Source organism: Sphingomonas sp. AC522, from assembly GCF_979258125.1.
Map to the genome: position 1 here is coordinate 1,821,269 of NZ_OZ409836.1, position 26,198 is coordinate 1,847,466.

Here is a 26,198-nt window from a genome sequence, read left to right on the forward strand (position 1 = left end):
TATCGCCTTACTGCGCCGGGATCGGCGTGGGCGTGGGCGTTGCGGTGCCGGTGGAGACCGAGGTGGAGCCGGCCGGGGCATCGGGATCGCCGACGGCGCGGTTCATGAAGCCCTCGATAAAGTCCGCGCCGGCATAGCCCGCGCCGAGCAGGGCAGTGACCTGTGCGGCAGTGATCATGATGCGGCCATCGGTGCCATCGACACCGACCAGGCCGATCGCGGCGAGCGCCCCGGCGATCGCGCCGATCAGCAGCGAAGTGAACAAGCGGCTTAACTCGATCACATCGCCGACCGACTTAGTCGAATTGGCGACGCCATCGCTGACTTTCTTCAGGCCGACAATTGCGCGAATGCCCTGGCCAAGTGCGCCCAAGAGGCAGCCCAGACCAATAAGCTGCATCCACACGGTTGCATCTGCAGTACCCATCGAAATTCTCCCCCATCTTCGAGTTCAGTACTTGAGAGGATCACATTCCTGCATGGGAATGCAATAAACCGGGGCCAGGAATTGCAACCGATGTGGCCGCAACGCGAAGTTGAACCGCCATTCAGGTTCGCTTGACCGCCCGGCGCGCGCGGGACTATCGCCCTTGGCAAGAACAGCGGAGAGAATCGGCCGATGAAGAAGCTCTATCCTAACGCAGAAGCAGCGCTGGAAGGGTTGCTGTTCGACGGCATGACGATCTGCGCAGGGGGCTTTGGCCTGTGCGGCATCCCCGAGCGGCTGATCGACGCGATCGAGGCCCATGGGGTCAAGGACCTGACCATCGCCAGCAACAATGCCGGGATCGACGGGCAGGGACTGGGCAAGCTGCTGCGGACGCGGCAGGTCAAGAAGATGATCTCGTCTTATGTCGGCGAGAACAAGGAGTTCGAGCGGCAATATCTGTCGGGCGAGCTCGAGGTCGAGTTCTGTCCGCAGGGGACGCTGGCCGAGCGCTGCCGTGCAGGCGGCGCGGGTATCCCCGGCTTCTATACCAAGACCGGCGTCGGCACGCAGGTGGCGGAGGGCAAGGAAGTCAAGAATTTCGACGGCCAGGATTATATCCTCGAGCGCGGCATCCGCAGCGACCTTTCGATCATCAAGGGCTGGAAGGCGGACGAGAGCGGCAACCTCATCTTCCGCAAGACCGCGCGCAACTTCAACCAGCCGATGGCGACGGCTGGCCGGGTTTGCGTCGCCGAAGTCGAGGAAGTGGTGCCGGTCGGCAGCCTCGATCCCGATCACATCCACTTGCCCGGCATCTATGTGAAGCGGATGATCGTCGGCAGCCCCTATGACAAGAAGATCGAATTCCGCACCGTCCGCGAACGGGTGGAGGCGTGAGCATGCGCCCCGCGCTCGCCGCGCTGATGGCCAGTTCGGTGCTGCTTTCGGGCTGCGTCGTGGCGGCGCTTCCGGTGATCGCCGCGGCGGGCATCGGCAAGAACGCGCTCGACGGCCAGGACGGCAAGAAGCGCAAGTCGCGCAAGCAGGCCAAGCCGCAGGCGCCCAAGCCCGGCCAGGTGATCCGGACCGAGAGCGGCACCGTGACGCTGACCGGTCTCAGTTCGCTACCTTCGCCCAACGGCACAACGCCGGCGGCGGCCAAGGCCGAAGTGCCGCCCGAGATGCAATATCTCTACGGCTCGGGCGAGGCATCGGCGATCAGCCTTCAGGCCTATCGCGCGCTGTGGAATTATCTGCATGTCGAGATCGGCTATCGCCGCGACAAGACCCAGGTCAGCTCGGTGGTGCTCGCCCGCGGGGCGACGCTGACTTCGCCCAAATTCGACTTGTGCGGCAAGCGCAAGCTGGCGGTGGTGCTCGATGTCGACGAGACTTCGCTGCTCAATGTCGGCTTCGAATATGATGCCGCGCGCAATCCGGCGCCCTATGACCAGGCGCGCTGGACGCGCTGGGAGCAGACCGGCGCGAACAAGGTGGTGGCGGTGCCGGGCGCGGCCGAGACGCTGGCGGCGCTGCGCAGCGACGGGATCACGGTGATCTTCAACACCAACCGCTCGACATCGACTGCGGCGCAGACCGCGGCGGCGATCGAAGGCGCGGGGCTGGGACCGGCGGTGCTCGGCGACACGCTGTGGCTGCGCGCGGACGGGACCCCGAGCGGCAAGGACGAGCGGCGCTGGAAGATCGCCGAGACCTATTGCATCGTGGCGATGGTCGGCGACCAGCTTGGCGATTTCAGCGACTTGTTCAATTCGCCCGAGTTCAGCGTCGCGATGCGCCGCAACATGACCAAGGAAAGCCTGCTCGCTCCGCTTTGGGGCGCGGGCTGGTTCGTGCTGCCCAACCCGGTTTACGGATCGGCGCTGCATGGCGGGTTCGACGACGTGTTTCCGGTGGACAAGCAATGGGCCGACGCGCCTGAGGAGAAGAAGTAAGATGGCCTGGACCCGCGACGAAATGGCGGCGCGTGCCGCTCGCGAGCTGCAGGACGGCTTCTATGTGAATTTGGGCATCGGCATCCCGACGCTGGTAGCGAACCACATCCCCACGGGGGTCGAAGTCACGCTGCAGAGCGAGAACGGCATGCTCGGCATCGGGCCGTTTCCCTATGACGATGAAGTCGATCCCGACCTGATCAATGCCGGCAAGCAGACGATCAGCGAGTTGCCGCAATCGGCCTATTTCGGATCGGAGCAGAGCTTCGCGATGATCCGCGGCGGGCATATCGACCTGACCGTGCTCGGCGCGATGGAGATCAGCGAGACCGGCGACATCGCCAATTGGATGATCCCCGGCAAGATGATCAAGGGCATGGGCGGCGCGATGGACCTGGTCGCGGGGGTCAAGAAGATCATCGTGGTGATGGAGCATAATTCCAAGGCCGGCGACCCCAAGTTCATCCCGGAATGCACGCTGCCGCTGACCGGCAAGAACGTGGTCGATATGATCATCACCGATCTGGCGGTGTTCCAGCGGCCCGATCATGACAGCCCGTTCAAGCTGATCGAGATCGCGCCCGGCGTGACCGCCGAGGAAGTGGCCGCCAAGACTACGGCGAAATACACCAGCTGATGTGGCGCTGGGCCGGGCTTGCCGCATTGGCATTGATCGTGGGGCTCGGGATCATGGTGGCATTCACATCTCCTCCGGCCTTGCTGTCGCTCGCCGATGGGGCGATGGGCGGCGGGCAGGGCGCGATCCGCGCCGGGAGCTCGATCCCATTCGGCACGCACGGCCAGACGCTCGATGTGTGGCGGCCGGCGGCGGGGACTTCGGCCAAGCGCCCGGTAATCGTCTTCTGGTATGGCGGTGGCTGGGTGAAGGGCGATCGACGCGCTTATAGTTTCGCGGCGCGAGCCTATGCGCGGGCTGGGTTTGTCGTGGTGGTGCCCGATTACCGCAAGGTGCCCTCCGTGCGCTTCCCGGCATTTCTTCAGGACGGGGCCGAGGCAGTCAAATGGGTTCGCGACCATGTCTCAGGCTATGGCGGCGATCCGGAGCGGGTAGCGCTCGCGGGGCATTCGGCGGGGGCTTACACGGTGGCGATGCTGGCGCTCGACCGGCGCTGGCTGGAGGCGGCAGGAGTCGACCCGGGGATCGTCAAGGCGGGAGTAGGGCTCTCGGGGCCGTACGACTTCTATCCCTTCACTTCGAAGCGATCGATCGATGCGATGCAGGGGGTCGCCGATCCGCAGGCGACCCAGCCCGTCAATTTCGCGCGCAAGGATGCGCCGCCGCTGCTGTTGGTCACATCGGGCAAGGACACGGTGGTGCGGCCGCGCAACGCCATCAATCTGCACGCGAAGCTCAAGGCTGTGGGTGCGCCGGTGGAGATCAGGAACTATGCCGGGCTCACGCACGAGGAAGTGGTGATGGCATTGTCGGTGCCGTTCCGCGGCAAAGGGCCGACGCTGGCCGACAGCGTGGAATTCCTCAACCGCACGCTGCGTTGACTAAGTGCGGGGGAAGGCGCAGCCTTTACGCATGTTAGCCGCTGTTCGCCGCCGGTATCTCGATCTGCTCGGCTCGATCTACATCTATAACGAACATCGCGGCTATACGAGCATCGACCGCGTGCTGGAGGCCGTGAAGGCGCGCGAGCCGGGCAATGCGCGGCTGATCGCTGACATCGAGAGACACCGCGCCGACGAGCGCAAGCATTATGTGATGTTCAAGCGCTGGTTCGAATTGCAGGGCAGGATGCCGCTGAAGGTGGACCGGACCTGCGGGCATATCGACCGGTTCGTCGAGATCGTCTTCAGGCGCACGATTGATGAGCTCGATACGCAGAAGATCATCGCCGAGGATGACGAGTTCGAGAAGCTATGCCGGGTGATCTCGCTGACCGAACAGCGCGGGCACAAGCAGGTGCTGGTGCTGCTCGATCATCCGCTGGTGAAGCCCGACAAGACGCTGATCAAGATATTCCAGATCATCGAGAGGGACGAGCCGAGCCACTGGGCGCCCTATGACGGCTGGCTCAAGGCGAACGGCAAGCGCGATCCCAAATGGTGGGAGCGGGCGATCGATACATTCATCCATTCCGAACTGCTGTTTCTGAAGCTGCCGGTGCTGTTTTTGAACCCCTGGGTGAAGCGGCGGACGGAGTGGCAGGACGCGCACGATCCGGTGGCGGAGCTTGCGCGGGCGGCGTGACCGAGTCGAGGCAGCGGAAATAGGATAGGCCTGGAAAAATAGGGACAGTCCCCATTTTCTCATTCAGCGCAGTCCTGCCGCCGACGCTCAGACTGAAAAGGGACTGTCCCTATTTTCGCTCAGGGGTGGCTTCATTCGTCGCAACTCCGTCGCGCCGCGAGGGACTTTCATTTCGCTGCCGATATGTGCAGGCTTCGCCAAAGGGAGGGCGAAGCATGCGGAAATGGATCGTTCGTGGGTTGATCGGGCTGGTTGGCGTCATCGTCCTGGCGCTCGCCGTGACCTATGCGGGCTCGGAGTGGATCATCCGCAAGGGACGCGCCGCGCCGCTGCCGCAGGTCGCCGCCGACCGGAGCCCCGCGGGCATTGCCGAAGGCGCGCGGCTGGCTTCGGCGCTGGGTTGCCGGGGCTGCCACGGCCCTAACGGAAACGGCAGAGTGATCGCCGACATTCCCGGCGTGGCCCATATAGCGCCGCCGGCGCTGGCGCCGATCGTGGCAGGCTATACCGACGCCGAGCTGGCGCGGCTGATCCGTCACGGCGTCAAGCGGAGTGGCAGTGCCGCGTTCATCATGCCGGTGCAGGGCCATGCCGGCGTCGCCGATGAAGATCTGTCGCGGATCATTGGCTGGCTGCGCACGCTCAAGCCATCGGCCGCTGATCGCAAGGATACGTTGAGTTTCCGCCCGCTCGGCCGCTTTGCCCTGTTGACCGGCGGCATCACGCCCGAAGTGATCGAGGGCACGCGCGCACCGGCGAAGCGCCCGGCAGATACGGGCGCGTACATCGTCGATACGGTGTGCGCCGGCTGCCATTCGCTGCGCGAGGAGCGCAAGGCGCATGACGATGGCCGCCCGGTGCCCGGGCTGGCGGTGATCGGCCCGGCTTATGATTTGCCCGCGTTCAAGAAACTGCTGAGCACCGGCGAAGGGCTGTCGAAGCGCGATCTGGGGCTGATGAAACAGGTCGGGAAAGACGATTTGTCGCACCTTACGCCGGCCGAGGTGGAGGCAGTGCACGCATATCTGAAGGTCGAGGCGGCCAAGCAATAGCGTAACTTGGCGACAGTAAATTGCGGGACGGGTTGCGGGCGCGCACGATTCGATTAGAGCCGGGCCATCATGGCTAGCCGTCCCCTCACGCTCTACGAAAAGATCTGGGCCGATCACGTTGTCGAACGGCGCGAGGACGGCACATGCCTGATCTATATCGACCGGCACTTGGTCCACGAAGTTACCAGCCCGCAGGCGTTTGCCGGGCTTCGCGCCGAGGGCAGGGCGGTGCGCCGGCCCGACCTGACGCTGGCGGTGCCCGATCATAATCTGCCGACGACCGCGCGGGTGGATGCGGCAGGCAATGCGCTGCCGATCGCCGACCCGGAGAGCGCGAACCAGCTTTCGACGCTGCGCGCCAATGTCGCCGAGTTCGGCGTGCCCTATATCGATGCGCTCGATGCGCGGCAGGGGATCGTGCATGTGATCGGGCCCGAGCAGGGCTTTACGCTTCCGGGGACGACTTTGGTTTGCGGCGACAGCCACACTTCAGCGCATGGCGCGCTGGGGGCATTGGCGTTCGGGATCGGAACCAGCGAGGTCGAGCATGTGCTCGCGACGCAGACGCTGTTGCTCCAGCAATCGAAGACGATGGAAGTGCGCGTCGATGGAACGCTCGGCTTCGGCGTCAGCCCCAAGGACGTGGTGCTCGCGATCATCGGCAAGATCGGCGCGGCGGGCGGCACCGGCTATGTCATCGAATTCACCGGCGAAGTGACCCGGGCGATGTCGGTCGAGGGGCGGCTGACGGTCTCCAACATGTCGATCGAGGGTGGCGCGCGTTCGGGGCTGATCGCGCCGGATGAAACCACCTTCGCTTATCTCAAGGGGCGGCCGATGGCGCCCGCGGGCGAGGCCTGGGAAAAAGCGGTCGCCTATTGGCGGACGCTGCCGAGCGACGCCGCGGCGACGTACGACCGCGTCGTCCAGCTTCATGCGAGCGATATCGCGCCTTCGCTGACCTGGGGGACGAGCCCCGAGGATGTCGTGCCGATCACCGGCCAGATTCCCGATCCCGAGAGTTTTGCAGACCCAAGCAAGCGCGTCGCGGCGCAGAAATCGCTCGATTATATGGGTCTCGCCGCGGGCACCGCGATGCAGGACATTGGGATCGAGCATGTGTTCATCGGCAGCTGCACCAATAGCCGGATCGAGGACCTGCGCGCCGCCGCGGCGGTGGTGAACGGGCGGCATGTCGCGGACCGAGTGCGCCAGGCTTTGGTGGTGCCGGGCTCGGGGCTGGTCAAGCGCCAGGCCGAGGCGGAGGGGCTCGATCGCATCTTCATTGCCGCCGGTTTCGAGTGGCGCGAGCCGGGCTGTTCGATGTGCCTGGCGATGAATCCCGATAAAGTACCTAGCGGCGAACGTTGTGCTTCCACCTCGAATCGAAATTTCGTAGGAAGGCAGGGTCCGGGCGCACGGACGCACCTGCTATCCCCCGCAATGGCGGCGGCCGCAGCGGTTACCGGGCGCCTTACCGATGTCAGGGAGCTGATGTCGGCGGATGTGTGAGGGGGTGTCACATGAAGCGCGCGTTGATCGTACTTATCGCCGGAACTGTGCTCAGCGGCCTGGCCGCGGCCTATGCGGGCACGCTGCCCGTGCAGAGGACCGCCGCCGTTCGTTGAACCGGGTTTTGCGGCGCGGGATTGCTGAGCTAGCCTTGGGCTTCCGCCTATGGAGCCCTGCGTCATGCTGACCGCCGCGATTGCCGCTTTGCTTTCACTCGCCGCGCCTGCGCCCGAAATGGCGATGTGGCGGCTCGATTGCGGCAAGTTCCTCAATCACACCGGCCAGGGCCCGGCCGAGATTCCGGTCGGTTGCTATCTGATCCGCCACGGCGACAGCTATTTCCTGTGGGATGCGGGCCTTTCGCGGACGCTGATCGGCAAGCCCGACGTCTCCGAGCAGCAGACGCTGATCCTCGACAAGTCGATCCTCGATCAGCTTGCGCAGATCGGGGTCCGCCCCGATCAAGTGAAGCGGCTGGGAGTCAGCCATTATCATGGCGATCATACCGGGCAGGCCGCCGATTTTCCGGGCGCGACGCTGCTGATCGGCAAGGCCGATTACGACGCACTGACGGCGGAGCCGAAGGGCGAGGGAATGGAGCCCGAGCTGATCGCGCCGTGGATCGCGGGCAAGGCAGCGGTGGTGATGATCGAGCACGATCTGGATGTGTTCGGCGACGGGCGCGTCATCATACTGACCATGCCCGGCCACACGCCGGGGCATATGGCGTTGAAGGTGCGGATCGCGGGCAAGACCTATATGCTGACCGGGGACCTTTATCATTTCGCCTCGCAGATCCCGGACAGCCAGGTTTCGGGCAATGCCACCGATCCTGCCGCCGCCAAGCTATCGATGAAGCGCTTCCAGGAGATTGCGCGCGACACCAAGGCGGCGGTGATCGTCCAGCACGATGCCGGCGATATCGCCAAGCTGCCCCCCTTTCCCGAAAGCGTGCATTGATGGAGCCAGTCCGCCAGGTCGAAGGGCGCGCTTATCCGTGGGGCGCCAAGAATATCGACACCGACATCATCATCCCGGCGCACTGGCTCAAGACCACGACGCGCGAGGGGCTGGGCAAGGGCGCGTTCGAGACAGTGCGTGCGCAGGAAGGCAATGTCTTCGACGATCCGCGCTATGCCGGCAGCCCGGTGCTGATCGCAGGCGACAATTTCGGCTGCGGATCGAGCCGCGAGCACGCCGCCTGGGCGCTGGCGGACATGGGCGTGAAGGCCGTGATCGCGCCGAGCTTCAGCGACATCTTTTCGGGCAACGCCTTCAAGAACGGCATCGTGGCCGTCGTGCTGCCGCAGGAAGCGGTTGACCGGCTCGTCGAAGTGGCGAGGACCGATGAGGTTACCGTCGATCTCGAGACGATGACCGTCACCACGCCGTTCCAGGATCGCTTCCCGTTCGAGCTCGACGCCTTTCGCCGTCAGTGCCTGCTCGAAGGGCTGGACGAGATCGGTATGACACTGGCAAGGGATACCCAGATTTCGAAATATGAATCCGGTGCCGCCGCGTCGCGTCCCTGGGTCTCAGTGGGAGCGGGCAATGAAGGCACTTTTGTCGAAGGCAGTCGGCGGACCTGAAACCCTAAGTCTGGACGAACTGCCCGATCCGATTGCCGGCAAGGGGCAGGTTGTGGTCGCGGTGAAGGCATGCGCGATCAATTATCCCGATGTGCTGATCATCGAGGACAAATATCAGTTCAAGCCGCAGCGGCCGTTCGCGCCGGGCGGCGAGATTGCCGGCGTTATCGAAAGTGTCGGTGAGGGCGTCGAGGGCTGGGCGGTGGGCGACCGCGTGATCGCGGTGACCGGGCATGGTGGGCTGGCCGAGAAGATGGCGGTGCCGGCTGCGGCGCTGTTCCGCCTGCCCGAAAGCCGCAGCTTCGAAGAAGGCGCGGCGCTGCTGCTGACCTATGCGACGACGATCCATGCGCTGCTCGACCGCGGCAAGCTGACCCAGGGCCAGACCTTGCTGGTGCTGGGCGCGGCCGGGGGCGTCGGGCTGGCGGCGATCGAACTGGGCAAGGCATTTGGTGCGCGGGTGATTGCGGCGGTGTCTTCGGCAGAGAAGGCTGAGGCGGCGACGGCAGCGGGTGCGGACGAGACGCTCGTTTATGGCCGCGGCCCGTTCGACAAGGATGCGAGCAAGGCGCTTGCCGAACAGTTCAAGGCAGCGGTCGGCCCGGGTGGGGCGGACGTGGTCTATGATCCGGTCGGCGGCGATTATGCCGAGCCGGCGTTGCGATCGATCGCTTGGGAGGGGCGCTACCTGGTGGTGGGCTTCCCCGCGGGCATCCCCAGGCTGCCGCTCAACCTGACCCTGCTCAAGAGCTGCGACGTGTGCGGCGTGTTCTGGGGTGCGTTCGCGGCGCGCTCCCCGCAAGCGAACCAGGCGCATGTCGAGCGGCTGTTCCGGCTGTGGGGCGAGGGGCGGATCAACCCGCGAGTGACCGAGACCTTCGCGCTGGCGGATGGCGGCAAGGCGATCGCCAAAATGGGCGCGCGGCAGGTGATCGGGAAGGTGGTCGTCAAGATCCAGGGCTAAGCGGTTGCAGGAACCCGGTTTGCGTGGAAAGTTATGCGCGATGGGGGAACAGGCATGCCGCTGAAATGGCCAAGGCTTGGCGAGCGCAGCAGGAAATTCCTGCGCGAAGTCGGCAGCGTGGTGCTCGGCGTGCTCATCGCACTTGGCCTTGGCGCAATTGCGAGCGATATCGGCTGGCGGATGGAAGTTGCCGATGCGCGGGCGCAGCTTCGGTATGAACTGGGCCATAATCGCGAACTGGCGCGCTGGGGTTTCGACGACGTGCCCTGCGTCACGCGGCGGCTCGACGAACTGGCGGCAATCCTCGCCGAGGCCTCTCGCACGCGTCAGCTTCCGCCGTTGGGCCCCATCGGCACGCCGGGCGTCGGCACCTGGCCTCGCGGGGTCTGGGATTCGACGATCGCGGCGCAGACGGCGGCGCATTTCCCGGCGAGGGAGCGCGCCTCGCTGAGCCGCATCTATCGGTTCCTGGAAGGGAACATGCGCAACGACGAGGATATCCGAGGCAGCTGGCAGGCGCTGGACATGATGGCGGGGCCTGGCCGCTCGCTCGATACGGTCACGGAGGGCAACCTCTACGCCGCGCTCGCGATTGCACGGCGGAGCAATGGTCTGGTCGCAGCCCGGTTCGCAGGGCTCGATCGATTTCTGACGACCTTGTTGGGGGTGAATTTTGCGCGGATAGATCCCGCCAATCCGCCTCTGCGCGGCAAGACGACGATCTGTGATCCGCTCGCCCGGGGAGGAGTGCCTAGTTACGGCTCCTATCCACCGGCCGGCCTATCGCCACGGCGTTGATGGCCCCGCGCGCCTCCGAAATAGATGCGCTCTACAGCTTCCGCCGCTGTCCCTATGCCATGCGCGCGCGGATGGCCTTGCTGGTGCGCGGAAAGCCGTTCGCAATTCGCGAGATAGTCCTCCGCAACAAGCCGGCTGAGATGCTGACGGCGTCTCCCAAGGGCACGGTCCCGGTTCTCGTTCTGGCGAGCGGCGATGTGATCGACGAGAGCATAGATATCATGCGCTGGGCATTGCGCGACCATGATCCGGAGGGCTGGCTGGCCGGGGACGACGCCGCGCTGATCGCCACCTTCGACGATCGCTTCAAGCACCATCTCGACCGGTACAAATATGCCGAGCGCCACGATGCCGAGCCCGAAGAGCATCGCCTCGCGGGGCTGGCGATGCTCGATATGTTGGAGAAGCGGCTGAACCTTCACGCCGATCTGTGCCGGGACACGCGCTCGCTCGCGGACATCGCGATCATGCCGTTCGTTCGCCAGTTCGCCGCGGTGGATCGCGACTGGTTCGACCGGCAGGACATACCGCGCGTCATTGCCTGGCTCGACCGGCACCTTGCCTCAACCCTGTTCGAGCAGGCGCTGGTACGATTGAAGCCGTGGCAGGCTCACGACGCGCCGGTAATCTGGCCCGCCTAGCGGTTGCCATGCCGCGGCCGCCCTCCTATCTCGGGCGCAACGGCATCCGAGGGAGCAAGCATGACCAGTTTCGACGATCGCGAGCGCGCATTCGAGGCGAAATACGCCCGGGACGAGGACATGCTGTTCCGCGTCACTGCACGCCGCAACAAGCTGGTCGGGCAATGGGCCGCGGCACGGATGGGCCTCACTCCCGAAGAGACCGACGCCTATGCCAAGGCAGTCGTCCAGGCCGATTTCGAGGAGGCCGGCGACGAGGACGTGATCCGCAAGGTATTGGGCGACTTGCTCGCCGCCGGCGTCGAGGCCGATGACGGCGAAGTCCGCCAGGCGATCCAGGACCAGACCGTCGAGGCCCGCCGCCAGCTGATGGAAGCCAAGTAAGATGCCGATGGCCGCCGCCGATATCGAGGAGCTGATCCGCGCGGGCATTCCCGATGCGCGGGTCGAGATCACCGATCTTGCCGGCGACGGCGATCATTATGCGGCGCGCGTGGTCGCCCCGATGTTTCGGGGCATGCCGCGCGTTCGCCAGCACCAGGCAGTTTATGCAGCGCTCGGCGATCGGATGGGGGGAGTGCTGCACGCGCTTCAGCTCACCACCGCAGCGCCAGTCGAGGAGTAGAGCAATGAGCGATGATGTGCAGGGCCGCCTGAAGGCGCTGGTTGAGGGCAATGACGTGGTGCTGTTCATGAAGGGCAGCCCGCTATTCCCGCAATGCGGCTTTTCGAGCCGCGCGGTCGCGATCCTCAATCACCTCGAGACCGAGTTCGAGAGCGTCGATGTGCTCCAGGACCAGGGCATCCGCCAGGGCATCAAGGCATTCTCGGACTGGCCGACGATCCCGCAGCTTTACGTGAAGGGCGAATTCGTCGGCGGATCGGACATCATGATGGAGATGTACGAGAGCGGCGAGCTGGCGGAGCTGGTGGGCGCGAAGGGCGAGACCACGGCATAGCCGTTCTCCTGCGAGAGCAGGAGCGCAGGTCACAAGCGTCAACCCCGGTTATCCTGGGCTCCGGCTTTCGCGGGAGAGCAGGTGGCCGAGTCGCGGATCTGATGTTGGGAAACCCCGGGGCGGGTGGGCCGACGCGAGACCGGTTAAAGCTGGTCGACCCACCCTTAAATGAAGCGTCAAACGCTCGGGGTGCCTTATACATTGCAGCCCTTGTGCCAGTTCGGCCGAAGCACGGTTTCTCAACGGCTTGGGTGGTTAATGCGCGTTCACCGAACGCTCGCTTTGTAAGCCAATCCGACAGTTTCGGCACCGTTCCGGCCCGCAGCACAGCGAGCTCTCGGATATATTTGTTCAGCCAGCGTTCACCGACTTGACTACAGACGTAATCGAGAAGATTACATAAGTAGTCATACAAGAGGGACCGATGACCGAACGCATCAGCGACGCCGAGCATGCCGTGATGGAAGTCCTGTGGGACAAGTCGCCGCTCACCGCACAGGAAGTCGTCGAGCGCGTTCCCGCCGAGCGCGGCTGGAGCGCCAACACGGTCAAGACGTTATTGGGCCGGCTGCTCGCAAAATCGGTCATTGCGCATGAGGAAGACGGGCGGCGCTATCGCTATCGCCCGCTCGTCGCCCGCGCCGACTATGTCGCCGGCGAATCGCGCAAGCTGATGGACCGGCTATTCGGCGGCAAGCTGACGCCGCTGGTCGCCCACCTCGCCGAGCGCGACGCGATCACCGATCAGGACATCGCCGAGATCGAGGCCCTGCTGAAGGACCTCAAATCATGATCGTCTGGGCAATCGAGACTTTCGTCGCGACCACGCTGTTGATGCTGCTGGTCCTTGCCCTTCGCGGGCAAGTGCGAAAGGTGTTCGGACCGACCATGGCCTATGCCCTGTGGGTTTTGCCGGTGCTTCGTATTCTGATGCCGCCGCTGCCCGGCGATTGGCAATTGACCAAGATCTTCGCGCCCTTGACCAAGCAGGTCGCCGAGGCGCCCGGCGTCGTCGTCGGAGTGATGAACCCTGCGGCGCTTCCGCCCGAGGCCGCGCAGAACGCAGTGTTCGCACAAATGGAGATTGCCGGGCATCAGGCGAGCATGGCCCTGGTTCCACCCACTCCGGTGGCCGGCGGGCCGAGCCTGGCGATCCTGCTGCTCGGCCTGTGGGCGATCGGGGCGCTTGCTTTCCTCGCTTATCACCTGATCTCGCACAATCGCTACTGCCGCAATCTGCTCAGCCGCGCGCGGATCGACCGCACCGTGGCGCAGGGCAAGGTGCGCGTGATCGAAACCGATGCCGCGCACGGGCCGCTCGCATTCGGCGTTTTCCGCAAATACGTCGCCTTCCCGCGCGATTTCTCCGAGCGCTATGACGAGCAGGAGCGCGATCTCGCTCTGGCCCATGAGCTTGGCCACCATGTTCGCGGCGACCTGATCGCGAACTGGGTCGCGCTCATCATCCTCGCCATCCACTGGTTCAATCCGGTCGCCTGGAAGGCCTTCCGCGCCTTTCGCGCCGACCAGGAAATGGCCTGCGACGCACTCGTGCTCGCCGGCCGCGCCCAGGCGCTGCGCCATGCTTATGGTCGCGCAATCGTCAAGTCCGCGCATGGGGGCGCGGTCTCGGCGGCATGTCATCTGCACACGATAAATGAAGTCAAAGGGAGGTTACGCATGCTTTCGAAGACCGGAAAATTGTCCCCCACGCGCCTTGCGACGGGACTGGTGGGCGTCAGCGCCCTGAGCCTGGCCGCACTGGGCCTGACCGCATCGGGCACCCAGGCCGCTGAGCAGATCAAGAACAAGGTCGAGGCTGTCACCGGCGTGGCGCTCAGCCAGGACGTGCCCGCACCGCCGGCACCGCCTGCCGCCGCCAGCGCACCCGAGGCGCCGGAAGCGCCCGAGGCTCCCGAAGCTGGCCGCCGCGTCGAGAAGCACGTCTATCGCTTCAGCGAAGACGGCAAGGACGGCAAGGGCAAGCGCGTCAAGAAGATCGTGATGGTCCATGCCGATGGCAGCCGGACCGAGACCGAAATGCCCGACGTCGACAAGATCATGGCCGACATGCCGCAGATCCGCGACGGCAAGTGCGGCGGCGGTGACGGCAAGCCGACGGTCGAGCACCGCGCCGAGGGCGGCAAGAAGATCATGATCATCTGCACCGATCGGATCGAGCGCATCTCCGTGGACGCCGAGCGCATGGCGCTTCGCGGCAAGCGCCTGGGGATGGAAGGCGCGCTGATGGGCCTGCGCCATGCGCGCCGCTCGATCGAGACTGAGCGCGAGATTAGTTCCGACGAACGCGCCAAAGCGCTCAAGGGGATCGACGAGGCAATTGCCGAGATCGAGAAGAGCAAGGACTGAGGGCTAGGGGAGGGCATCTGCCTTAGTGCCCCTTTCGCAGATGCCCTTCAGGAAGGGGCCGGCTGAACTCCTTCGCAGCCGGCCCCTTTTTGCTGTGCTCTTGTCTTGCAGACGCTTAGCCGCCATTTCGGGATAATGGACACGTTCCCGACTGGCGTCGCGATGGCGATCGACCCGCTGGTCACGCGGGTGCTGGCGCCCAATCCTTCGCCTTTCACTTATACCGGCACGCAGACCTATCTGGTCGGCACCAGCGAACTGGCCGTGATCGATCCCGGGCCGGACGAGCCAGCGCATATCGAAGCGCTGATGGGGGCGATCGGCGGGCGCAATGTCGCCGCGATCGTCTGCACGCATACGCATCGCGACCACAGCCCGGGCGCGGCGCCACTCAAGGCGATGACCGGCGCGCCGATCATGGGCTGCGCGCCCTTGTCGCTTGCCGATGCTGGGCCGCGTGCCGATGCGGCGTTCGATACCAATTATGCGCCCGACCGCGTGCTCGGCGATGGTGAGCAGGTGGAAGGGCCGGACTGGACGCTGATCGCGGTGGCAACGCCGGGGCACACTTCGAACCATCTCTGCTTCGCTTTACCCGAGAGCGGCGCGCTGTTCACCGGCGACCATGTCATGGGCTGGTCGACCACGGTGGTGGCGCCGCCCGATGGCGACATGGCAGATTATATGGCGAGCCTGGCCAAGCTGATGGAGCGCGAGGACCGCATCTATTATCCCGCGCATGGCGAGCCGGTCGAGAAGCCGCGCCGCTTCGTTCGCGGGCTGATCGGGCATCGCAAGCAGCGCGAGGGACAGATCCTGCGGCTGCTCAAGGCCGATGTCGGCGAGATACCCGCGCTGGTCGAGCGCATGTATGCCGGGCTCGATCCGCGCCTGACGGGCGCCGCGGGGCGCTCGGTGCTCGCGCACCTTATCGACTTGCGTACGCGCGGCATGGTCGCCGAGCATGGCGACGAATGGAGGATCGCCGCATGAGCAAGGGATGCGCCGGCATCATCGGTGCGCTCGCCGCGCTGATCCTGGTGGTCGGGGCCGGCTTCTGGTTCCTGGGCGACCAGATCAAGCGGCAATTCGCTTCGCCCAGCCCGGTGACGGTGGCGCAGGCCAGCCTGGAGGGGCTGCGCGAGCAGAACCGCCTCTCGACGTTTGCGGCGCGCTATGTTGCGGTGGTAACCTCGACGCAGAGCCGGCTCGGTCTTTCCGCTAAGAAGACGCTGATCATGCCGGGCATGGTCCGCTACGAAGTCGATCTGTCCAAGCTCGAGCAGCGCAACCTCAGCTGGGATGCGGGGGCAAACCGGCTGACGATCACGCTGCCGCCGGTCGAAGTCGTCGGGCCCGAAGTCGATATCAACAATATCCGCGAATATGGCGAGGGCGGCATCCTGACCACTTTCACCAATGTCGAGGAACAGCTCGATCAGGCCAATCGCAAGGCGGGGCAGGCCGAACTGGTCCGTCAGGCGCGCGAGGAGATGCCGATGCGGCTGGCCCGCGATGCGACGCGCCGCGCCGTCGAGCGCAGCTTCTCCATGCCGCTCAAGGCAGTGGGCGTGACTGCTAATGTCGAAGTGCTGTTTCCCGACGAGACCAAGGGACCCCGCGAGCGATGGGATGTGTCGCGCAGCGTGGAAGATGTGATCGCTAACCGCCGCTGATATTGAGACTCCTTCGTAGCTGCGCTAGCCTGCAGCAGATCGAGGGGAGAAGACGATATGGCAACGATAGCGGGCCCATTGCCGGGATTGGGCCGGGACGACCGCTTTTTCCTGACCATGGCGATCGTGATGGCGCTGACCGTCGTGGCCGGCTTCTCGGTCCAGCTTGCCATGGGCCGCTCGACCTTCGCCGCGCCGGCGCTGGTCCATTTCCATGCGGTGATCTTTTTCGGCTGGATCGTGCTGTATGTAACGCAGAACGCGCTGGTGACGCGCGGCTCGATCGGTCTCCACCGCCGGCTTGGGTGGCTCGGCGCGGTCTGGGCGGCGGCGACGGTGGCGATGGGCATCTTCACGACGATGGTGATGGTCCGGCGGGGCGCCGCGCCGTTTTTCTTCCAGCCGGCATATTTCCTAGTCATGAATTCGCTGAGCGTTCTCGCCTTTGCCGGATTGACCGCGGCCGCGATCCGCCTGCGCCGCCGCACCGAATGGCACCGGCGGTTGATGTTCTGCGGCACGGCGATGCTGACCGGACCGGCATTCGGGCGGCTGCTGCCGATGCCGCTGATGATCCCTTATGCCGAATGGGGCGTGTTCGCCGGGGTGATGATCTTCCCGATCATCGGCATGGTGGCGGACCTCAGGCGCCGGGGATCGGTGCATCCCTCATGGTGGTGGGGCATAGGCGCGATGGTCGTCACGCAAGTGGCGATGACACTGATCGCGCATGGCCCGCTGGGGCTGGCGATCTACGACGCAGTGACGAGCGGCTATCCCGGGGCCTCGGTTCCAGCGCTCGACTTCCCGCCGCCGCCCGCAGGTCCCTTGATCACCGGGGGCCGTGCGTCCATCTGAGGGGCTCATAGTTGGAAGGCCGTTTCAGGATGAATGCAAATGTGGGCCAGGGCGGCAGCCTGGCGGGGCTGGACCTGCGCGCCGAAATCGATCGGCTGCGCAAGGAGCGCAACGCGGTCATCCTCGCGCATTATTACCAAAAGCCCGAATTGCAGGACATTGCGGACTTTGTCGGCGACAGCCTCGATCTGAGCCGCAAGGCCGCGGAGACCGACGCCGATGTGATCGCATTCTGCGGCGTGCGCTTCATGGCGGAGACCGCGAAGGTGCTGTCACCCGACAAGATCGTCGTGCTGCCCGACATGAATGCCGGGTGCAGCCTGGAGGACAGCTGCCCGCCCGACCAATTCGCGGCGTTCCGCGCGGCGCACCCCGATCATATCGCGCTGACCTACATCAACTGCTCGGTCGAAGTGAAGGGGCTGAGCGATATCATCGTGACCAGCTCATCGGCCGAGAAGATCCTCAGCCAGATTCCTCCGGAGCAGAAGATCATCTTCGGCCCCGACCGCAATCTGGGCGGCTACCTGACCCGCACGCTGGGCCGCGAGATGCTGCTATGGCCGGGGGTGTGCATCGTCCATGAGGCGTTCTCGGAGACCGAGCTATTGAAGCTCAAGGCGCAGCATCCCGGCGCGCCGATCGCCGCGCATCCGGAATGCCCGCCGCACATCCTCGACCATGCCGATTATGTCGGATCGACTCGCGGCATCCTCGATTTCGCCAAGACTTTCCCCGGTCAGACGCTGATCGTCGCGACCGAGCCGCATATTATCCACCAGATGGAGAAGGCGCTGCCGGAGAAGAATTTCATCGGCGCGCCAGGTGCGGACGGCAACTGCAACTGCAACATCTGCCCATATATGGCGCTCAACAATATGGAGAAGCTCTACCTCGCGTTGCGCGACCTGGAGCCGCGGATCGAGATCGAGGAAGGCCTGCGGCTCAAGGCCAAGCGGTCGCTCGACCGGATGCTCGAAATGGCGAGCGCCACCGTCGGGCAGGGCGATCTGGGGCCGGTGCCCGCGGTGGGCGGCAACCCGATGAAGGGCGATTAGCCGGCCGCTTTCGGCAACGAAAGAACCGGCACCGGTGGGGGATTTCCCTTACAATCGGTGATCGCTTCCGATTTCGCCTTCGGGCCATTATCATTGACCATCACGCGGACGGCTCCGTTGGCGGCGCGCTCGATCGGAACCGTGATGCATATCGGAATTTGGCAGTGCCCGTCGCAATAAGCGCGCAGGATCTGGTGATCGTCCTTCGTAATCGGGATCATGGCGCCACGCGGAAGCGGCAGACCATAGGGGTTGATGATCGCCCAGTGCGAATGGTCGCGGTCATCCGTTACCTTGGTCAGGCGAAAGGTCCGCTGCTCGGCGACTCCACCAGCGCGGAAGGACGATGCGCCCACTGCGGCAGCCACGCTCAGATGGCCTAAGACTGTGCCCAAGAGCGCGCCGATGACAATCAGCGAAATGCGTTTGAACCGGTCCATCGCGTCGCCCCTCAGCCGCCCGATCAATTGGGCTAGGCGAGATCCCACTGCAGCGCCGAGGATTACTCCGGCACTATCGGCAGCGGGTGAAACAGGCGTCAGCAGCTGCCACCCTGGCCCGAGGGAATAGAAAATTCCGGCAACGAAAAGCGGTGCCAGGATCGTCATCTGCGCCCCGGCCCAATCTCTTGGCCACCATTTCCCGAACCGCATACGGCCGCCCTTTTTCATGCGACGTCGACGCACCAGCGCGCGCGTGCCGGAGGCACTACAGCCACTCGGCGTGCCGCGTAAGCGCTGGCGAATACATGTTCACATATTGCGCGAGGCGGGGGCGGTTGCTGCTATTGGGGCTGGCGCCGTGGGGCAGATCGTTGCGCCAGATGATCAGGTCGCCGGCGCGCGCCGCGATGCGAATGGCGTGCGGGCTGAGGTCGATCGTGCGTGGGTCCTGACCGCCGAGCGCGTCCAGCCATTGGTCGATGCGGTGATGGAAGCCGGGGACCAGTTCGAGCGCGCCCTGGTCCTCGCTGGTGTCGGTCAGATAGAGGATGCCCTGGGTCGCGAAGGGGATCGGGCGAGCGAGGCTTACGTCCCAGTGAAGGCGCGGGGCGTAGAATCGGTTGGCGGAGCGCTCGGGCGGGTTGAAGCTCATGCGGTCGACGATCGACCATAAGTCACTGGTGCCCCAGAGTTGCGCAAAGGCCTTGTGGACGCGCCGGCTGCGGCGGCCGGGTTCGAGCGCTGGGTGCTGGAATTGCTGGACCATGATGCCGTTGGTCCGCCCGGGGCGGTACCAGCTTTCGGGGTCGTTGGGGGTGGCGCCGTTGACTTCCCATAACAAAGCTGTGGCGGCCTCCGCTTCGTCGGGAGCGATTGCGCCGCAGAGGATGACAAAGCCCATCCTCTCCCAATGGTCGAGGTCAGCCTCGTCAAGCACCGGGGCCATCGCGTCGATGGCGGCCAATGATTGGCGGACGGCCTCGGGCAGCGGCATCCCGGCGATTGCGGCCTCGTAGCGGGCTAGCCGCAGCGCGTCGGGCGGTCCGGCGGTGGCGGTGATCCAGTTCGCGAATTCTGTGAATTCCGGCTGGGCCTGGCCGAGATAGGAAAGCGTCTGTTCGAGGCCGAGACCGAGGGCATCGAGGAGCATCTGCTCGTGCATGTCGTGCCGCGGCACGGGCGCAGTGCGGAGCGTGCGCATTTCCCAGAAGGCGCGCAGCCCGGTGGTGTGCAACAAAAGGGAGTCGCCGTCGGCCATGTGCTGCGATGGTGTCGCACCCGCGGCCCGCCTGCGCAACGCGGTTCCTTTGCCGCGCGCCTGGCGCTAATGGCGCTTGATGACCTTTGCGCTTCCCGGCTTCGACCTTCCGGCCTTTGTCCACTCCACGCTTGCCGAGGATCTGGGCGATGGCGGCGACATCACTTCGGCCGCGGTGATCCCGGCCGATGCCGTGTTCGATGGAGTGATGGACAGCCGCGATGCAATCGTGGTTGCGGGGCTCGGGATTGCCGAGGCATTTTTCCGGGCGCTCGATCCGGAGGTACGCATCGAGCGGCTGGTCGAAGATGGCGACCGCGTTGCCGCAGGCAGCGATCTGATGCGGCTGCGGGGCAAAGCGCGGGCGCTGCTCACGGCCGAGCGGTCGGCGCTCAATACCGTCCAGCATCTCTCGGGCATCGCGACGATGACGCGGGGCTATGTCGATGCGATTGCGGGGACCGGCGCGACCCTGCTCGATACGCGCAAGACCATTCCGGGGCTTCGCGTGCTCGAGAAATATGCCACGCGGATGGGCGGGGCGACCAATCACCGCATGGGGCTGTGGGACGCGGCGATGATCAAGGACAATCATGTCGCGGTCGCCGGCTCGGTGGGCGAGGCGGTGCGCCGCGCAGTCATCGCGGGGATCGCCAGCATCATCGTCGAGGTAGATCGGATCGACCAGATCGCACCGGCGCTGGAGGCGGGCGCGACGCATCTGCTGCTCGACAATATGGGGCCGGACATGCTGCGCGAAGCGGTGGCGCTGGTGGGCGGGCGCGTGCCGACCGAGGCTTCGGGCGGAGTGCGCCTCGATACGATCCGCGCGATTGCCGAGTCCGGCGTCACTTATGTCAGCGTCGGGCGATTGACACAGTCGGCGCCGGCGGCCGACATCGGGCTGGATTTCACGGCGGCCTGAAGGGATTGGCGATGCGATCGATAATGACCAGCGCCGGAGCCGCGGCGATGCTGCTGGCAAGCCCGGCCTGGGCGCAGGCACAATCCTGCGTGCCCCCAGCCAAGATCAAGCGGCCACTGCCGGACCTGCCCTCTGCCGATCAGCCGAAGCGCGTGCTGCCGATCGGCAGCTATACGCTGGCGTTGACGTGGAGCCCGGGCTTCTGCCGCGCCAATGGCAAGGCGGCGGACAACCGCTTCCAGTGCGGCGGGGGCAACCGGTTCGGTTTCACGCTGCACGGGCTATGGCCCGACGGCGTGGGCAAGAGCTGGCCGCAATATTGCACCAAGACCGCGATCGTGCCCGACGCGGTGATCCGCGCCAATCTGTGCGCGACGCCGTCAGCGCAGCTGATCCAGCACGAATGGGCGAAGCACGGGACCTGCATGCCCGGAACGCCAGGAGATTATTTCGGCAAGGCGCGGCGGCTCTACGACGCAGTCCGCTATCCGGACATGCAGGCGCTGTCGCGGCGTTCGCTGACGGTCGGCCAGTTCAAGGCCGAGATGGCGGCGGCCAATCCGGGCATCCCGGCAAATGCGATGCGAGTGACGCTGACGCGGCAGAACTGGCTCGACGAAGTCTGGCTGTGCCTCGATACGCGCCTGCGATATGCGCGGTGCAAGGCGGGCACGGGCGGGGCGGCGGACACGGCGCTGGTCAAGATCTGGCGCGGCGGCAGAGGCCGCTGAGGCTTACTGGTCGATCGTCGCGGTCGAGGGGTGGTGCTTGTCGAGATGCTTGCGGATGATCCGCAGATTGCGCGAATTCGAGCGGAAGAAGAAATCGGCCGCGTCGCCCACGAGCGGGATTGCGCCGATCGCAGTATCGAGCCCGACATTGCCGAGCATGCGGATGATCTTGGTCTTCGGCATGCCGAGGTTGCGCGCTTCCCAGACCATGTAGAGTCCCATCGCCGCGGCGATGACGTCGCCGCCGACGGGGATCAGGCCGACGATGAAATCGAGCCCGAATTTCTGGTTGGTGCCGGGGATGGTGAAGCCGCGCTCGAGCAGCTTTTCCATGCCTTCGATCCGGCGGCGCACCGCGGCGGCGTCCCTGCCCAGCGGCAAGTCACGGCCCAGTCCGGAAGCCATTCGCGTCGCCTTTGCCACTGGTTCACCTCGTTTCGTTTCGCAGGTGGTTCAACGGGTGCCACGCCCGACTGTTCCCCTGCCACGCCCGCAGCCTGAGCGCGACGATAGACCAGCGCAGCGGCTGGGCAATCGGAATGTAGCTGGCGTCGGCAGTCAGGGCCAAGTCGGCCTCGGCAATGCGCCGCGCGCGGGTGGGGAGATCGGGGGCGTCGCGGCCGGCCTCGACCAGCGCAGTGGCGGCCTCGTTGCAGGTCACGCAAACCGTCGCGACGAACCAGCGCCCGCTGTCATAGGGCGCGACTGCGTCGATCAATTGCAACTCGGCCTCGTCGGACACACCCATGCGGACGGGTTCGACTCCGATCGCGCGCATCGCCGCTGCGAAATGCGCCCATAGCAGGGTGGCGCCGGGCCCGGAGGGCAAAGCTAGGCGCACCACCGGGGCGGCGTTGTTCGCGCGACGCCAAGCGGCGACGCTTGCGGCGGCAGCGGCACGGCGCGCTTCGAGCGTGAGCGGTGCCCAAGCGGGCCGGGCCGGCGGCACTGCAGAATCGAGCTGGGTGGGTAGGAGCGTCTCGACGGGCGTCCAATCGGAGTTGAGCGCCGCGGTCAGCGCCGTGCGGTCGATAGCCATGGCGATTGCGGCGCGATTGGCCGGATCGGCGAGGAAGCCCTCGCGGCGCACCACGGCGAGCCCGAACAATCCAAGGGCCGGGTCGATGCGGATATTTGCCGGGGCGATCCCTGCGGCGGCGACGATCGGCCAATCGGCGAAGGTGCCGCCCAGGATCAGATCGGATTGGCCATCCTTGAATCGAGCCAGCGCCAGTGCCGCGCGCTCGCCGCGCAGCAATATCGTCTCCTCGGGCGCAGGCGCGGCATCCTCGAGCGCGCCGGGTTCGCGCACCGGGCTGAGCAGCATGCCCCGCCGATCCGAACGCGCGATCCGGAAGGGCCCGCTGCCCGCATCGCCGCGCGCGATCGTCAGCTCGGGCTGGGCGAAGAGCTGGAGCAGATCGGGCCGCGGCCGCTTGAGGCGGACTTCGATCACTTGCGGCGTCATCTCGACGATCTCGTCGATCACCTGGAGGAACGGCGCGAGGACGTTGCGGCTGTTGGGCGCGGCGGCGCGGCGCAGCGCGCGCACGACCTGGGCGGCGGTGACCGGCTCTCCGTCGCTCCATTGCGCCTCGCGCAGGCGGAAGATGAAGCTGCGCCCGTCATCAATCACGATCCAGCGCTCGGCAAGGCCGGGCTCGATCTGTCCGGCAGCGTCGAAGCGCACCAATCCCTGGGCGGTGGCGTTGAGCAGCACGCGCGCGGGCATATCCAGCGGCCCGGCACTGGCATCGCTAGCGCGCGGCGCGCCGCCGATCGCGCTCACCGTCACCGGCGCATCGTCCTTGCGCTGGCCGCTGCCGCCGCAGGCGGCGAGAGCGAGGGCGAGAAGGAGAGGGAGGCGGTTCATCATGCCCGCCTATTTGCCGAGATCGGCGATCCGCGCGCGCTCGGGCTCGGGCACCAGGCCTTCCAAGACCGCCCAGAACCCGCCCACGGCGCCCTGCCCCGCGCTCGAATAGGCGCCGGACATCTTCTCGCGCAGCGCGTCGAACAATTCGGTTTCGAGCTTGGCGCCGGCGGGGGTCAGCCGCAGCAGGCGCTGGCGCCGGTCGCGCTCGCCTGCGCGCGTCTCGACCAGCCCGCGATCGGCAAGCTCGCCCAGCACGCGTCCGAGCGACTGCTTGGTGATTGCCAGCAAGGCTAGCAGATCGCTCACGGTCAGCTCGGGCTTGCGGGCAATGAAATAGAGCGCGCGGTGATGGGCGCGGCCAAGGCCTTGCGCCGCTAGCCCGGCATCGATCGAGCGCGTGAGATGCGCATAGCCGAAATAGAGCAGCTCCACCCCGCGGCGGATTTCGGGCTCGCGCAGGAAGAGCGGCGAGGCGGGAATTGGGGCAGCCATGTTGACCATGTTTGCCACCGCGCCTAACCCTTCGCAACCCAAAGGCGACCCCTCTAACCGGACTAGGCAAATGGCAGACGCGACGATCCTGGACTATGAGTTCGAAGCGCATGCCGATCCGGTATCGCCCGCCGACCGCGCCGGGATCCTCGCCAATCCGGGCTTCGGCAAGAGCTTCACCGATCACATGGTGGTGATCAAATATTCGGCCGATCGCGGCTGGCACGACGCGAAGGTTCAGCCGCGCGGCCCGCTGCAGATCGATCCCGCGTGCGCCGTGCTCCATTATGCACAGGAGATTTTCGAGGGGCTCAAGGCCTATCGTACCCCCGATGGCGGCGCCCAGCTATTCCGCGCCGAGGCCAATGCCGCGCGCTTCCGCGAATCGGCCGAGCGAATGGCGATGGCGCCGTTGCCCGACGAGATGTTTCTCTCTTCGATCCGCAAGCTCGTCGAAGTCGATCGCGACTGGATTCCCGAGATCGAGGGCGGCGCGCTGTATCTGCGGCCCTTCATGTTCGCCAGCGAGGTGTTCCTCGGCGTCAAGCCCGCCAGCGAATATCTCTATATGGTGATCGCATCCCCCGCCGGCGCCTATTTCAAGGGCGGTGCGCCTTCGGTGACCCTTTGGGTGAGCGAGCATTACACGCGTGCTGCTCCGGGCGGCACGGGCGCGGCCAAGTGCGGCGGCAACTATGCTGCGAGCCTGATCGCGCAGAAGGAAGCGATCGCCGAGGGGTGCGACCAGGTCGTGTTCCTCGACGCGGTCGAGAACCGCTATGTCGAGGAACTGGGGGGCATGAACGTGTTCTTCGTCTTCGAAGATGGCTCGATCGTCACGCCGCCGCTCGGAGGCACGATCCTGCCCGGCATCACCCGCGATTCGCTGCTCACGCTCGCACGCGACGCCGGGATCATGGTGCGTGAGGAGCAATACGCGCTCGAGCAATGGAAGGCCGATTCGGAGAGCGGCAAGCTGCGCGAAGCCTTTGCCTGCGGCACTGCGGCGGTGGTCACGCCCATCGGCCGGGTGCGCGGGCGCGGGTTTGAATTCCAGATCGGGAATGGCGGGCCGGGAATGCTTACCGAGCAACTGCGCGAGCAGCTCGTCTCGATCCAGCGCGGAACCGCACCCGATCCGCACGGCTGGGTTGAAAGGCTTTTCTAAGCCCGTATAAGCCCGGCTCCGTTGGGGCGTCGCCAAGTGGTAAGGCAGCGGCTTTTGGTGCCGCCATTCCCAGGTTCGAATCCTGGCGCCCCAGCCAATTCTTCGTAACTTAGGCGCCGTTTGCGCGCGGACTGGTGGTTGCGCGCACGATAAGCTCGGGCATCTGGACGTCGCTTTCGCTGCCCGCGCCAGTGCCTTCGAGCAGCTCGATCAGCCGCGCCACGGCGCGCTCTCCCATTTCGGCGATGCGTACGCGCACCGTGGTCAGGGCGAGATAGCGGGCGAGGGGGACGTCGTCGAAGCCCGAGACGGCGATATCCTCGGGCACGCGCTTGCCTGCGCTGCGGAGCGCATGGAGGCAGCCGAGCGCCATCATGTCGTTGGCGGCGAACACGGCGTCGCATGGCTCGGTGCCTGCTAGGATCGTGCGTGCGGCTTCCTCGCCGGCCTCTTCGTTGAAATTGCCCTGAATGATCCGCGGCTCGCGGCCGTGGCGCTCCATTTCCTGGCAGAAACCTTCGGCACGCTGGCGGGCGTCGGCATTGTTCTGCGGGCCGGAGAGGTGGACGATGTGGCGGAACCCATTCTCGATCAGATGCCGCACCATTGCCGCCGCCCCAGCATGGTTGTCGATCCGCAGCGACGGCCAGGGTCCGATAGGGGCAGGGCTGTTGATCAGCACCGTGGGGAGGGCATGCGGCAGTGTCGCCGCCAGCACATCCTGTTCGATATGCGGGGCCATGACGAGCAGCCCGTCGACGCGGCCGCGCATCGCGCGCAAGGCCTCGACGGCCTGGTCGCTCTCGTCGTGCATGTTGGACAGCAACAGCAGATAGCCGCGGCGGCGGGCTTCGCGGTCCATGCCGCGCACGCATTCCGAGAAGAATTCGCCGTGAAGATCGGGCAGCACCACGCCGATGGCGTGCGCGCGCGCGAGGCTGAGGCTGCGCGCGCCGGCATGCGGGACATAGCCGAGTTCCTGTGCCGCCGCGACGATGCGCGCGCGCGTCTCCGGGCGGACGTTGGACAAGCCATTCAGCGCGCGCGACACGGAAGCGACCGATACTTCGGCCTGCCGTGCCACATCGCGAATCGTTGCCTGCCCCATCTGCACCCCTTTACCGCCTGGCTCTTTCGTCTCAGACCGGATGGCCGATTGCAATGACAGCTTTGCCACGGCTATGTAACCGGTTACGGGAGCATGTCGGCGGCGACGCGGCGT

Annotated in this window: 31 protein-coding genes and 1 tRNA gene; 25 read left to right on the forward strand and 7 right to left on the reverse strand. The window is 65.6% G+C overall.

Annotated elements, in window-relative coordinates; translation table 11 throughout:
* Positions 1–7: 7 nt before the first annotated feature.
* Entirely contained in the window at positions 8–427 is a 420-nt protein-coding gene (locus ACZZZM_RS09025; protein ID WP_463594770.1) for a hypothetical protein, read from the reverse strand.
* Positions 428–619: 192 nt separating this feature from the next.
* Here ACZZZM_RS09025 and ACZZZM_RS09030 point away from each other — a divergent pair, with 192 nt between their 5' ends.
* From ACZZZM_RS09030 to nadA, 21 genes are all read left to right on the forward strand, one after another.
* Positions 620–1,327 carry a CoA transferase subunit A gene (locus ACZZZM_RS09030; protein ID WP_463594771.1) on the forward strand — a complete coding sequence of 236 codons (708 nt, stop codon included), beginning with the start codon at positions 620–622 and terminating at the stop codon, positions 1,325–1,327.
* Positions 1,328–1,329: 2 nt separating this feature from the next.
* Positions 1,330–2,385, forward strand: a complete 1,056-nt coding sequence (locus ACZZZM_RS09035) for an HAD family acid phosphatase (protein ID WP_463594772.1) — start codon at positions 1,330–1,332, stop codon at positions 2,383–2,385.
* Position 2,386: 1 nt separating this feature from the next.
* Positions 2,387–3,022 (forward strand): CoA transferase subunit B, encoded by a 636-nt coding sequence (locus ACZZZM_RS09040; RefSeq protein ID WP_463594773.1) that lies wholly within the window; start codon positions 2,387–2,389, stop codon positions 3,020–3,022.
* The gene (locus ACZZZM_RS09045) at positions 3,022–3,903 is read left to right on the forward strand and encodes an alpha/beta hydrolase (protein ID WP_463594774.1); all 882 of its coding nucleotides are present in this window, start codon (positions 3,022–3,024) and stop codon (positions 3,901–3,903) included. The genes ACZZZM_RS09040 and ACZZZM_RS09045 overlap by 1 nt, the downstream gene beginning before the upstream one ends.
* 31 nt (positions 3,904–3,934) lie before the next feature.
* Positions 3,935–4,606 (forward strand): ferritin-like domain-containing protein, encoded by a 672-nt coding sequence (locus ACZZZM_RS09050; RefSeq protein ID WP_463594775.1) that lies wholly within the window; start codon positions 3,935–3,937, stop codon positions 4,604–4,606.
* Between the two features lie 215 nt (positions 4,607–4,821).
* Complete coding sequence (locus ACZZZM_RS09055) at positions 4,822–5,658, forward strand: c-type cytochrome (RefSeq protein WP_463594776.1); 837 nt, start codon at positions 4,822–4,824, stop codon at positions 5,656–5,658.
* 69 nt (positions 5,659–5,727) lie between these two features.
* A complete protein-coding gene (leuC, locus tag ACZZZM_RS09060; protein ID WP_463594777.1) occupies positions 5,728–7,170 on the forward strand; it encodes a 3-isopropylmalate dehydratase large subunit in 1,443 nt (480 codons plus the stop codon).
* 180 nt (positions 7,171–7,350) lie between these two features.
* Positions 7,351–8,130 carry an N-acyl homoserine lactonase family protein gene (locus ACZZZM_RS09065; RefSeq protein WP_463594778.1) on the forward strand — a complete coding sequence of 260 codons (780 nt, stop codon included), beginning with the start codon at positions 7,351–7,353 and terminating at the stop codon, positions 8,128–8,130.
* Positions 8,130–8,759 carry a 3-isopropylmalate dehydratase small subunit gene (gene leuD, locus ACZZZM_RS09070; RefSeq protein ID WP_463594779.1) on the forward strand — a complete coding sequence of 210 codons (630 nt, stop codon included), beginning with the start codon at positions 8,130–8,132 and terminating at the stop codon, positions 8,757–8,759. The genes ACZZZM_RS09065 and leuD overlap by 1 nt, the downstream gene beginning before the upstream one ends.
* Complete coding sequence (locus ACZZZM_RS09075) at positions 8,722–9,723, forward strand: NADPH:quinone oxidoreductase family protein (protein ID WP_463594780.1); 1,002 nt, start codon at positions 8,722–8,724, stop codon at positions 9,721–9,723. Before leuD ends, ACZZZM_RS09075 begins: the two co-directional genes overlap by 38 nt.
* Positions 9,724–9,777: 54 nt before the next feature.
* Positions 9,778–10,521 (forward strand): hypothetical protein, encoded by a 744-nt coding sequence (locus ACZZZM_RS09080; protein WP_463594781.1) that lies wholly within the window; start codon positions 9,778–9,780, stop codon positions 10,519–10,521.
* Complete coding sequence (locus tag ACZZZM_RS09085) at positions 10,521–11,162, forward strand: glutathione S-transferase (protein ID WP_463594782.1); 642 nt, start codon at positions 10,521–10,523, stop codon at positions 11,160–11,162. The genes ACZZZM_RS09080 and ACZZZM_RS09085 overlap by 1 nt, the downstream gene beginning before the upstream one ends.
* A gap of 60 nt (positions 11,163–11,222) precedes the next feature.
* Complete coding sequence (locus tag ACZZZM_RS09090; RefSeq protein ID WP_463594783.1) at positions 11,223–11,546, forward strand: DUF1476 domain-containing protein; 324 nt, start codon at positions 11,223–11,225, stop codon at positions 11,544–11,546.
* A gap of 1 nt (position 11,547) precedes the next feature.
* Entirely contained in the window at positions 11,548–11,787 is a 240-nt protein-coding gene (locus tag ACZZZM_RS09095) for a BolA family protein (RefSeq protein WP_463594784.1), read from the forward strand.
* Positions 11,788–11,791: 4 nt separating this feature from the next.
* Complete coding sequence (gene grxD, locus ACZZZM_RS09100; RefSeq protein ID WP_463594785.1) at positions 11,792–12,121, forward strand: Grx4 family monothiol glutaredoxin; 330 nt, start codon at positions 11,792–11,794, stop codon at positions 12,119–12,121.
* 424 nt (positions 12,122–12,545) lie between these two features.
* Positions 12,546–12,914: a BlaI/MecI/CopY family transcriptional regulator gene (locus ACZZZM_RS09105; RefSeq protein WP_463594786.1), complete on the forward strand. Its 369-nt coding sequence runs from the start codon at positions 12,546–12,548 to the stop codon at positions 12,912–12,914.
* Positions 12,911–14,491 (forward strand): M56 family metallopeptidase, encoded by a 1,581-nt coding sequence (locus tag ACZZZM_RS09110; protein ID WP_463594787.1) that lies wholly within the window; start codon positions 12,911–12,913, stop codon positions 14,489–14,491. The genes ACZZZM_RS09105 and ACZZZM_RS09110 overlap by 4 nt, the downstream gene beginning before the upstream one ends.
* Before the next feature lie 135 nt (positions 14,492–14,626).
* Positions 14,627–15,484 carry an MBL fold metallo-hydrolase gene (locus ACZZZM_RS09115; RefSeq protein ID WP_463594788.1) on the forward strand — a complete coding sequence of 286 codons (858 nt, stop codon included), beginning with the start codon at positions 14,627–14,629 and terminating at the stop codon, positions 15,482–15,484.
* Positions 15,481–16,167 (forward strand): DUF4230 domain-containing protein, encoded by a 687-nt coding sequence (locus tag ACZZZM_RS09120; protein ID WP_463594789.1) that lies wholly within the window; start codon positions 15,481–15,483, stop codon positions 16,165–16,167. Before ACZZZM_RS09115 ends, ACZZZM_RS09120 begins: the two co-directional genes overlap by 4 nt.
* A gap of 57 nt (positions 16,168–16,224) precedes the next feature.
* A complete protein-coding gene (locus tag ACZZZM_RS09125) occupies positions 16,225–17,025 on the forward strand; it encodes a hypothetical protein (protein ID WP_463594790.1) in 801 nt (266 codons plus the stop codon).
* 29 nt (positions 17,026–17,054) lie between these two features.
* The gene (gene nadA / locus ACZZZM_RS09130; protein ID WP_463594791.1) at positions 17,055–18,083 is read left to right on the forward strand and encodes a quinolinate synthase NadA; all 1,029 of its coding nucleotides are present in this window, start codon (positions 17,055–17,057) and stop codon (positions 18,081–18,083) included.
* Here nadA and ACZZZM_RS09135 read toward each other — a convergent pair.
* Positions 18,080–18,691 carry a hypothetical protein gene (locus ACZZZM_RS09135; protein ID WP_463594792.1) on the reverse strand — a complete coding sequence of 204 codons (612 nt, stop codon included), beginning with the start codon at positions 18,689–18,691 and terminating at the stop codon, positions 18,080–18,082. The two genes, nadA and ACZZZM_RS09135, sit on opposite strands and share 4 nt — an antisense overlap.
* Before the next feature lie 100 nt (positions 18,692–18,791).
* The gene (locus tag ACZZZM_RS09140; protein WP_463594793.1) at positions 18,792–19,763 is read right to left on the reverse strand and encodes a phytanoyl-CoA dioxygenase family protein; all 972 of its coding nucleotides are present in this window, start codon (positions 19,761–19,763) and stop codon (positions 18,792–18,794) included.
* Positions 19,764–19,863: 100 nt separating this feature from the next.
* On the opposite strand from ACZZZM_RS09140, the gene nadC reads away from it, so the two are divergent.
* On the forward strand, positions 19,864–20,709 hold the full coding sequence (gene nadC, locus ACZZZM_RS09145; protein WP_463594794.1) for a carboxylating nicotinate-nucleotide diphosphorylase: 846 nt from the start codon (positions 19,864–19,866) through the stop codon (positions 20,707–20,709).
* Between the two features lie 11 nt (positions 20,710–20,720).
* Complete coding sequence (locus ACZZZM_RS09150; RefSeq protein WP_463594795.1) at positions 20,721–21,440, forward strand: ribonuclease T2 family protein; 720 nt, start codon at positions 20,721–20,723, stop codon at positions 21,438–21,440.
* A 3-nt stretch (positions 21,441–21,443) separates the two neighbouring features.
* Here ACZZZM_RS09150 and ACZZZM_RS09155 read toward each other — a convergent pair whose 3' ends face one another.
* The 3 genes from ACZZZM_RS09155 to ACZZZM_RS09165 are packed head-to-tail and all read right to left on the reverse strand — an operon-like array spanning position 21,444 to position 23,808.
* Positions 21,444–21,845 (reverse strand): DUF4112 domain-containing protein, encoded by a 402-nt coding sequence (locus tag ACZZZM_RS09155; RefSeq protein WP_463594796.1) that lies wholly within the window; start codon positions 21,843–21,845, stop codon positions 21,444–21,446.
* Positions 21,846–21,867: 22 nt separating this feature from the next.
* A complete protein-coding gene (locus tag ACZZZM_RS09160; protein ID WP_463594797.1) occupies positions 21,868–23,313 on the reverse strand; it encodes an ABC transporter substrate-binding protein in 1,446 nt (481 codons plus the stop codon).
* A gap of 9 nt (positions 23,314–23,322) precedes the next feature.
* Positions 23,323–23,808, reverse strand: coding sequence for a MarR family transcriptional regulator (locus ACZZZM_RS09165; protein ID WP_463594798.1), 486 nt, complete (start codon positions 23,806–23,808; stop codon positions 23,323–23,325).
* 70 nt (positions 23,809–23,878) lie between these two features.
* On the opposite strand from ACZZZM_RS09165, the gene ACZZZM_RS09170 reads away from it, so the two are divergent.
* Positions 23,879–24,976 (forward strand): branched-chain amino acid aminotransferase, encoded by a 1,098-nt coding sequence (locus ACZZZM_RS09170; RefSeq protein ID WP_463594799.1) that lies wholly within the window; start codon positions 23,879–23,881, stop codon positions 24,974–24,976.
* A 22-nt stretch (positions 24,977–24,998) separates the two neighbouring features.
* Positions 24,999–25,073, forward strand: a tRNA-Gln gene (locus ACZZZM_RS09175).
* A gap of 12 nt (positions 25,074–25,085) precedes the next feature.
* On the opposite strand, the gene ACZZZM_RS09180 is transcribed toward ACZZZM_RS09175, so the two are convergent.
* Positions 25,086–26,084: a LacI family DNA-binding transcriptional regulator gene (locus ACZZZM_RS09180; protein ID WP_463594800.1), complete on the reverse strand. Its 999-nt coding sequence runs from the start codon at positions 26,082–26,084 to the stop codon at positions 25,086–25,088.
* Positions 26,085–26,198: the final 114 nt, after the last annotated feature.

What these genes read in the sequence shown, in the direction of transcription:
- ACZZZM_RS09025 (WP_463594770.1), bottom strand. Translation starts at nt 427, where the DNA reads ATGGGTACTGCAGATGCAACCGTGTGGATGCAGCTTATTGGTCTGGGC.
- ACZZZM_RS09030 (WP_463594771.1), top strand. Translation starts at nt 620, where the DNA reads ATGAAGAAGCTCTATCCTAACGCAGAAGCAGCGCTGGAAGGGTTGCTG.
- ACZZZM_RS09035 (WP_463594772.1), top strand. Translation starts at nt 1,330, where the DNA reads ATGCGCCCCGCGCTCGCCGCGCTGATGGCCAGTTCGGTGCTGCTTTCG.
- ACZZZM_RS09040 (WP_463594773.1), top strand. Translation starts at nt 2,387, where the DNA reads ATGGCCTGGACCCGCGACGAAATGGCGGCGCGTGCCGCTCGCGAGCTG.
- ACZZZM_RS09045 (WP_463594774.1), top strand. Translation starts at nt 3,022, where the DNA reads ATGTGGCGCTGGGCCGGGCTTGCCGCATTGGCATTGATCGTGGGGCTC.
- ACZZZM_RS09050 (WP_463594775.1), top strand. Translation starts at nt 3,935, where the DNA reads ATGTTAGCCGCTGTTCGCCGCCGGTATCTCGATCTGCTCGGCTCGATC.
- ACZZZM_RS09055 (WP_463594776.1), top strand. Translation starts at nt 4,822, where the DNA reads ATGCGGAAATGGATCGTTCGTGGGTTGATCGGGCTGGTTGGCGTCATC.
- leuC (WP_463594777.1), top strand. Translation starts at nt 5,728, where the DNA reads ATGGCTAGCCGTCCCCTCACGCTCTACGAAAAGATCTGGGCCGATCAC.
- ACZZZM_RS09065 (WP_463594778.1), top strand. Translation starts at nt 7,351, where the DNA reads ATGCTGACCGCCGCGATTGCCGCTTTGCTTTCACTCGCCGCGCCTGCG.
- leuD (WP_463594779.1), top strand. Translation starts at nt 8,130, where the DNA reads ATGGAGCCAGTCCGCCAGGTCGAAGGGCGCGCTTATCCGTGGGGCGCC.
- ACZZZM_RS09075 (WP_463594780.1), top strand. Translation starts at nt 8,722, where the DNA reads ATGAAGGCACTTTTGTCGAAGGCAGTCGGCGGACCTGAAACCCTAAGT.
- ACZZZM_RS09080 (WP_463594781.1), top strand. Translation starts at nt 9,778, where the DNA reads ATGCCGCTGAAATGGCCAAGGCTTGGCGAGCGCAGCAGGAAATTCCTG.
- ACZZZM_RS09085 (WP_463594782.1), top strand. Translation starts at nt 10,521, where the DNA reads ATGGCCCCGCGCGCCTCCGAAATAGATGCGCTCTACAGCTTCCGCCGC.
- ACZZZM_RS09090 (WP_463594783.1), top strand. Translation starts at nt 11,223, where the DNA reads ATGACCAGTTTCGACGATCGCGAGCGCGCATTCGAGGCGAAATACGCC.
- ACZZZM_RS09095 (WP_463594784.1), top strand. Translation starts at nt 11,548, where the DNA reads ATGCCGATGGCCGCCGCCGATATCGAGGAGCTGATCCGCGCGGGCATT.
- grxD (WP_463594785.1), top strand. Translation starts at nt 11,792, where the DNA reads ATGAGCGATGATGTGCAGGGCCGCCTGAAGGCGCTGGTTGAGGGCAAT.
- ACZZZM_RS09105 (WP_463594786.1), top strand. Translation starts at nt 12,546, where the DNA reads ATGACCGAACGCATCAGCGACGCCGAGCATGCCGTGATGGAAGTCCTG.
- ACZZZM_RS09110 (WP_463594787.1), top strand. Translation starts at nt 12,911, where the DNA reads ATGATCGTCTGGGCAATCGAGACTTTCGTCGCGACCACGCTGTTGATG.
- ACZZZM_RS09115 (WP_463594788.1), top strand. Translation starts at nt 14,627, where the DNA reads ATGGACACGTTCCCGACTGGCGTCGCGATGGCGATCGACCCGCTGGTC.
- ACZZZM_RS09120 (WP_463594789.1), top strand. Translation starts at nt 15,481, where the DNA reads ATGAGCAAGGGATGCGCCGGCATCATCGGTGCGCTCGCCGCGCTGATC.
- ACZZZM_RS09125 (WP_463594790.1), top strand. Translation starts at nt 16,225, where the DNA reads ATGGCAACGATAGCGGGCCCATTGCCGGGATTGGGCCGGGACGACCGC.
- nadA (WP_463594791.1), top strand. Translation starts at nt 17,055, where the DNA reads ATGAATGCAAATGTGGGCCAGGGCGGCAGCCTGGCGGGGCTGGACCTG.
- ACZZZM_RS09135 (WP_463594792.1), bottom strand. Translation starts at nt 18,691, where the DNA reads ATGACGATCCTGGCACCGCTTTTCGTTGCCGGAATTTTCTATTCCCTC.
- nadC (WP_463594794.1), top strand. Translation starts at nt 19,864, where the DNA reads ATGACCTTTGCGCTTCCCGGCTTCGACCTTCCGGCCTTTGTCCACTCC.
- ACZZZM_RS09150 (WP_463594795.1), top strand. Translation starts at nt 20,721, where the DNA reads ATGCGATCGATAATGACCAGCGCCGGAGCCGCGGCGATGCTGCTGGCA.
- ACZZZM_RS09155 (WP_463594796.1), bottom strand. Translation starts at nt 21,845, where the DNA reads ATGGCTTCCGGACTGGGCCGTGACTTGCCGCTGGGCAGGGACGCCGCC.
- ACZZZM_RS09160 (WP_463594797.1), bottom strand. Translation starts at nt 23,313, where the DNA reads ATGAACCGCCTCCCTCTCCTTCTCGCCCTCGCTCTCGCCGCCTGCGGC.
- ACZZZM_RS09165 (WP_463594798.1), bottom strand. Translation starts at nt 23,808, where the DNA reads ATGGCTGCCCCAATTCCCGCCTCGCCGCTCTTCCTGCGCGAGCCCGAA.
- ACZZZM_RS09170 (WP_463594799.1), top strand. Translation starts at nt 23,879, where the DNA reads ATGGCAGACGCGACGATCCTGGACTATGAGTTCGAAGCGCATGCCGAT.
- ACZZZM_RS09180 (WP_463594800.1), bottom strand. Translation starts at nt 26,084, where the DNA reads ATGGGGCAGGCAACGATTCGCGATGTGGCACGGCAGGCCGAAGTATCG.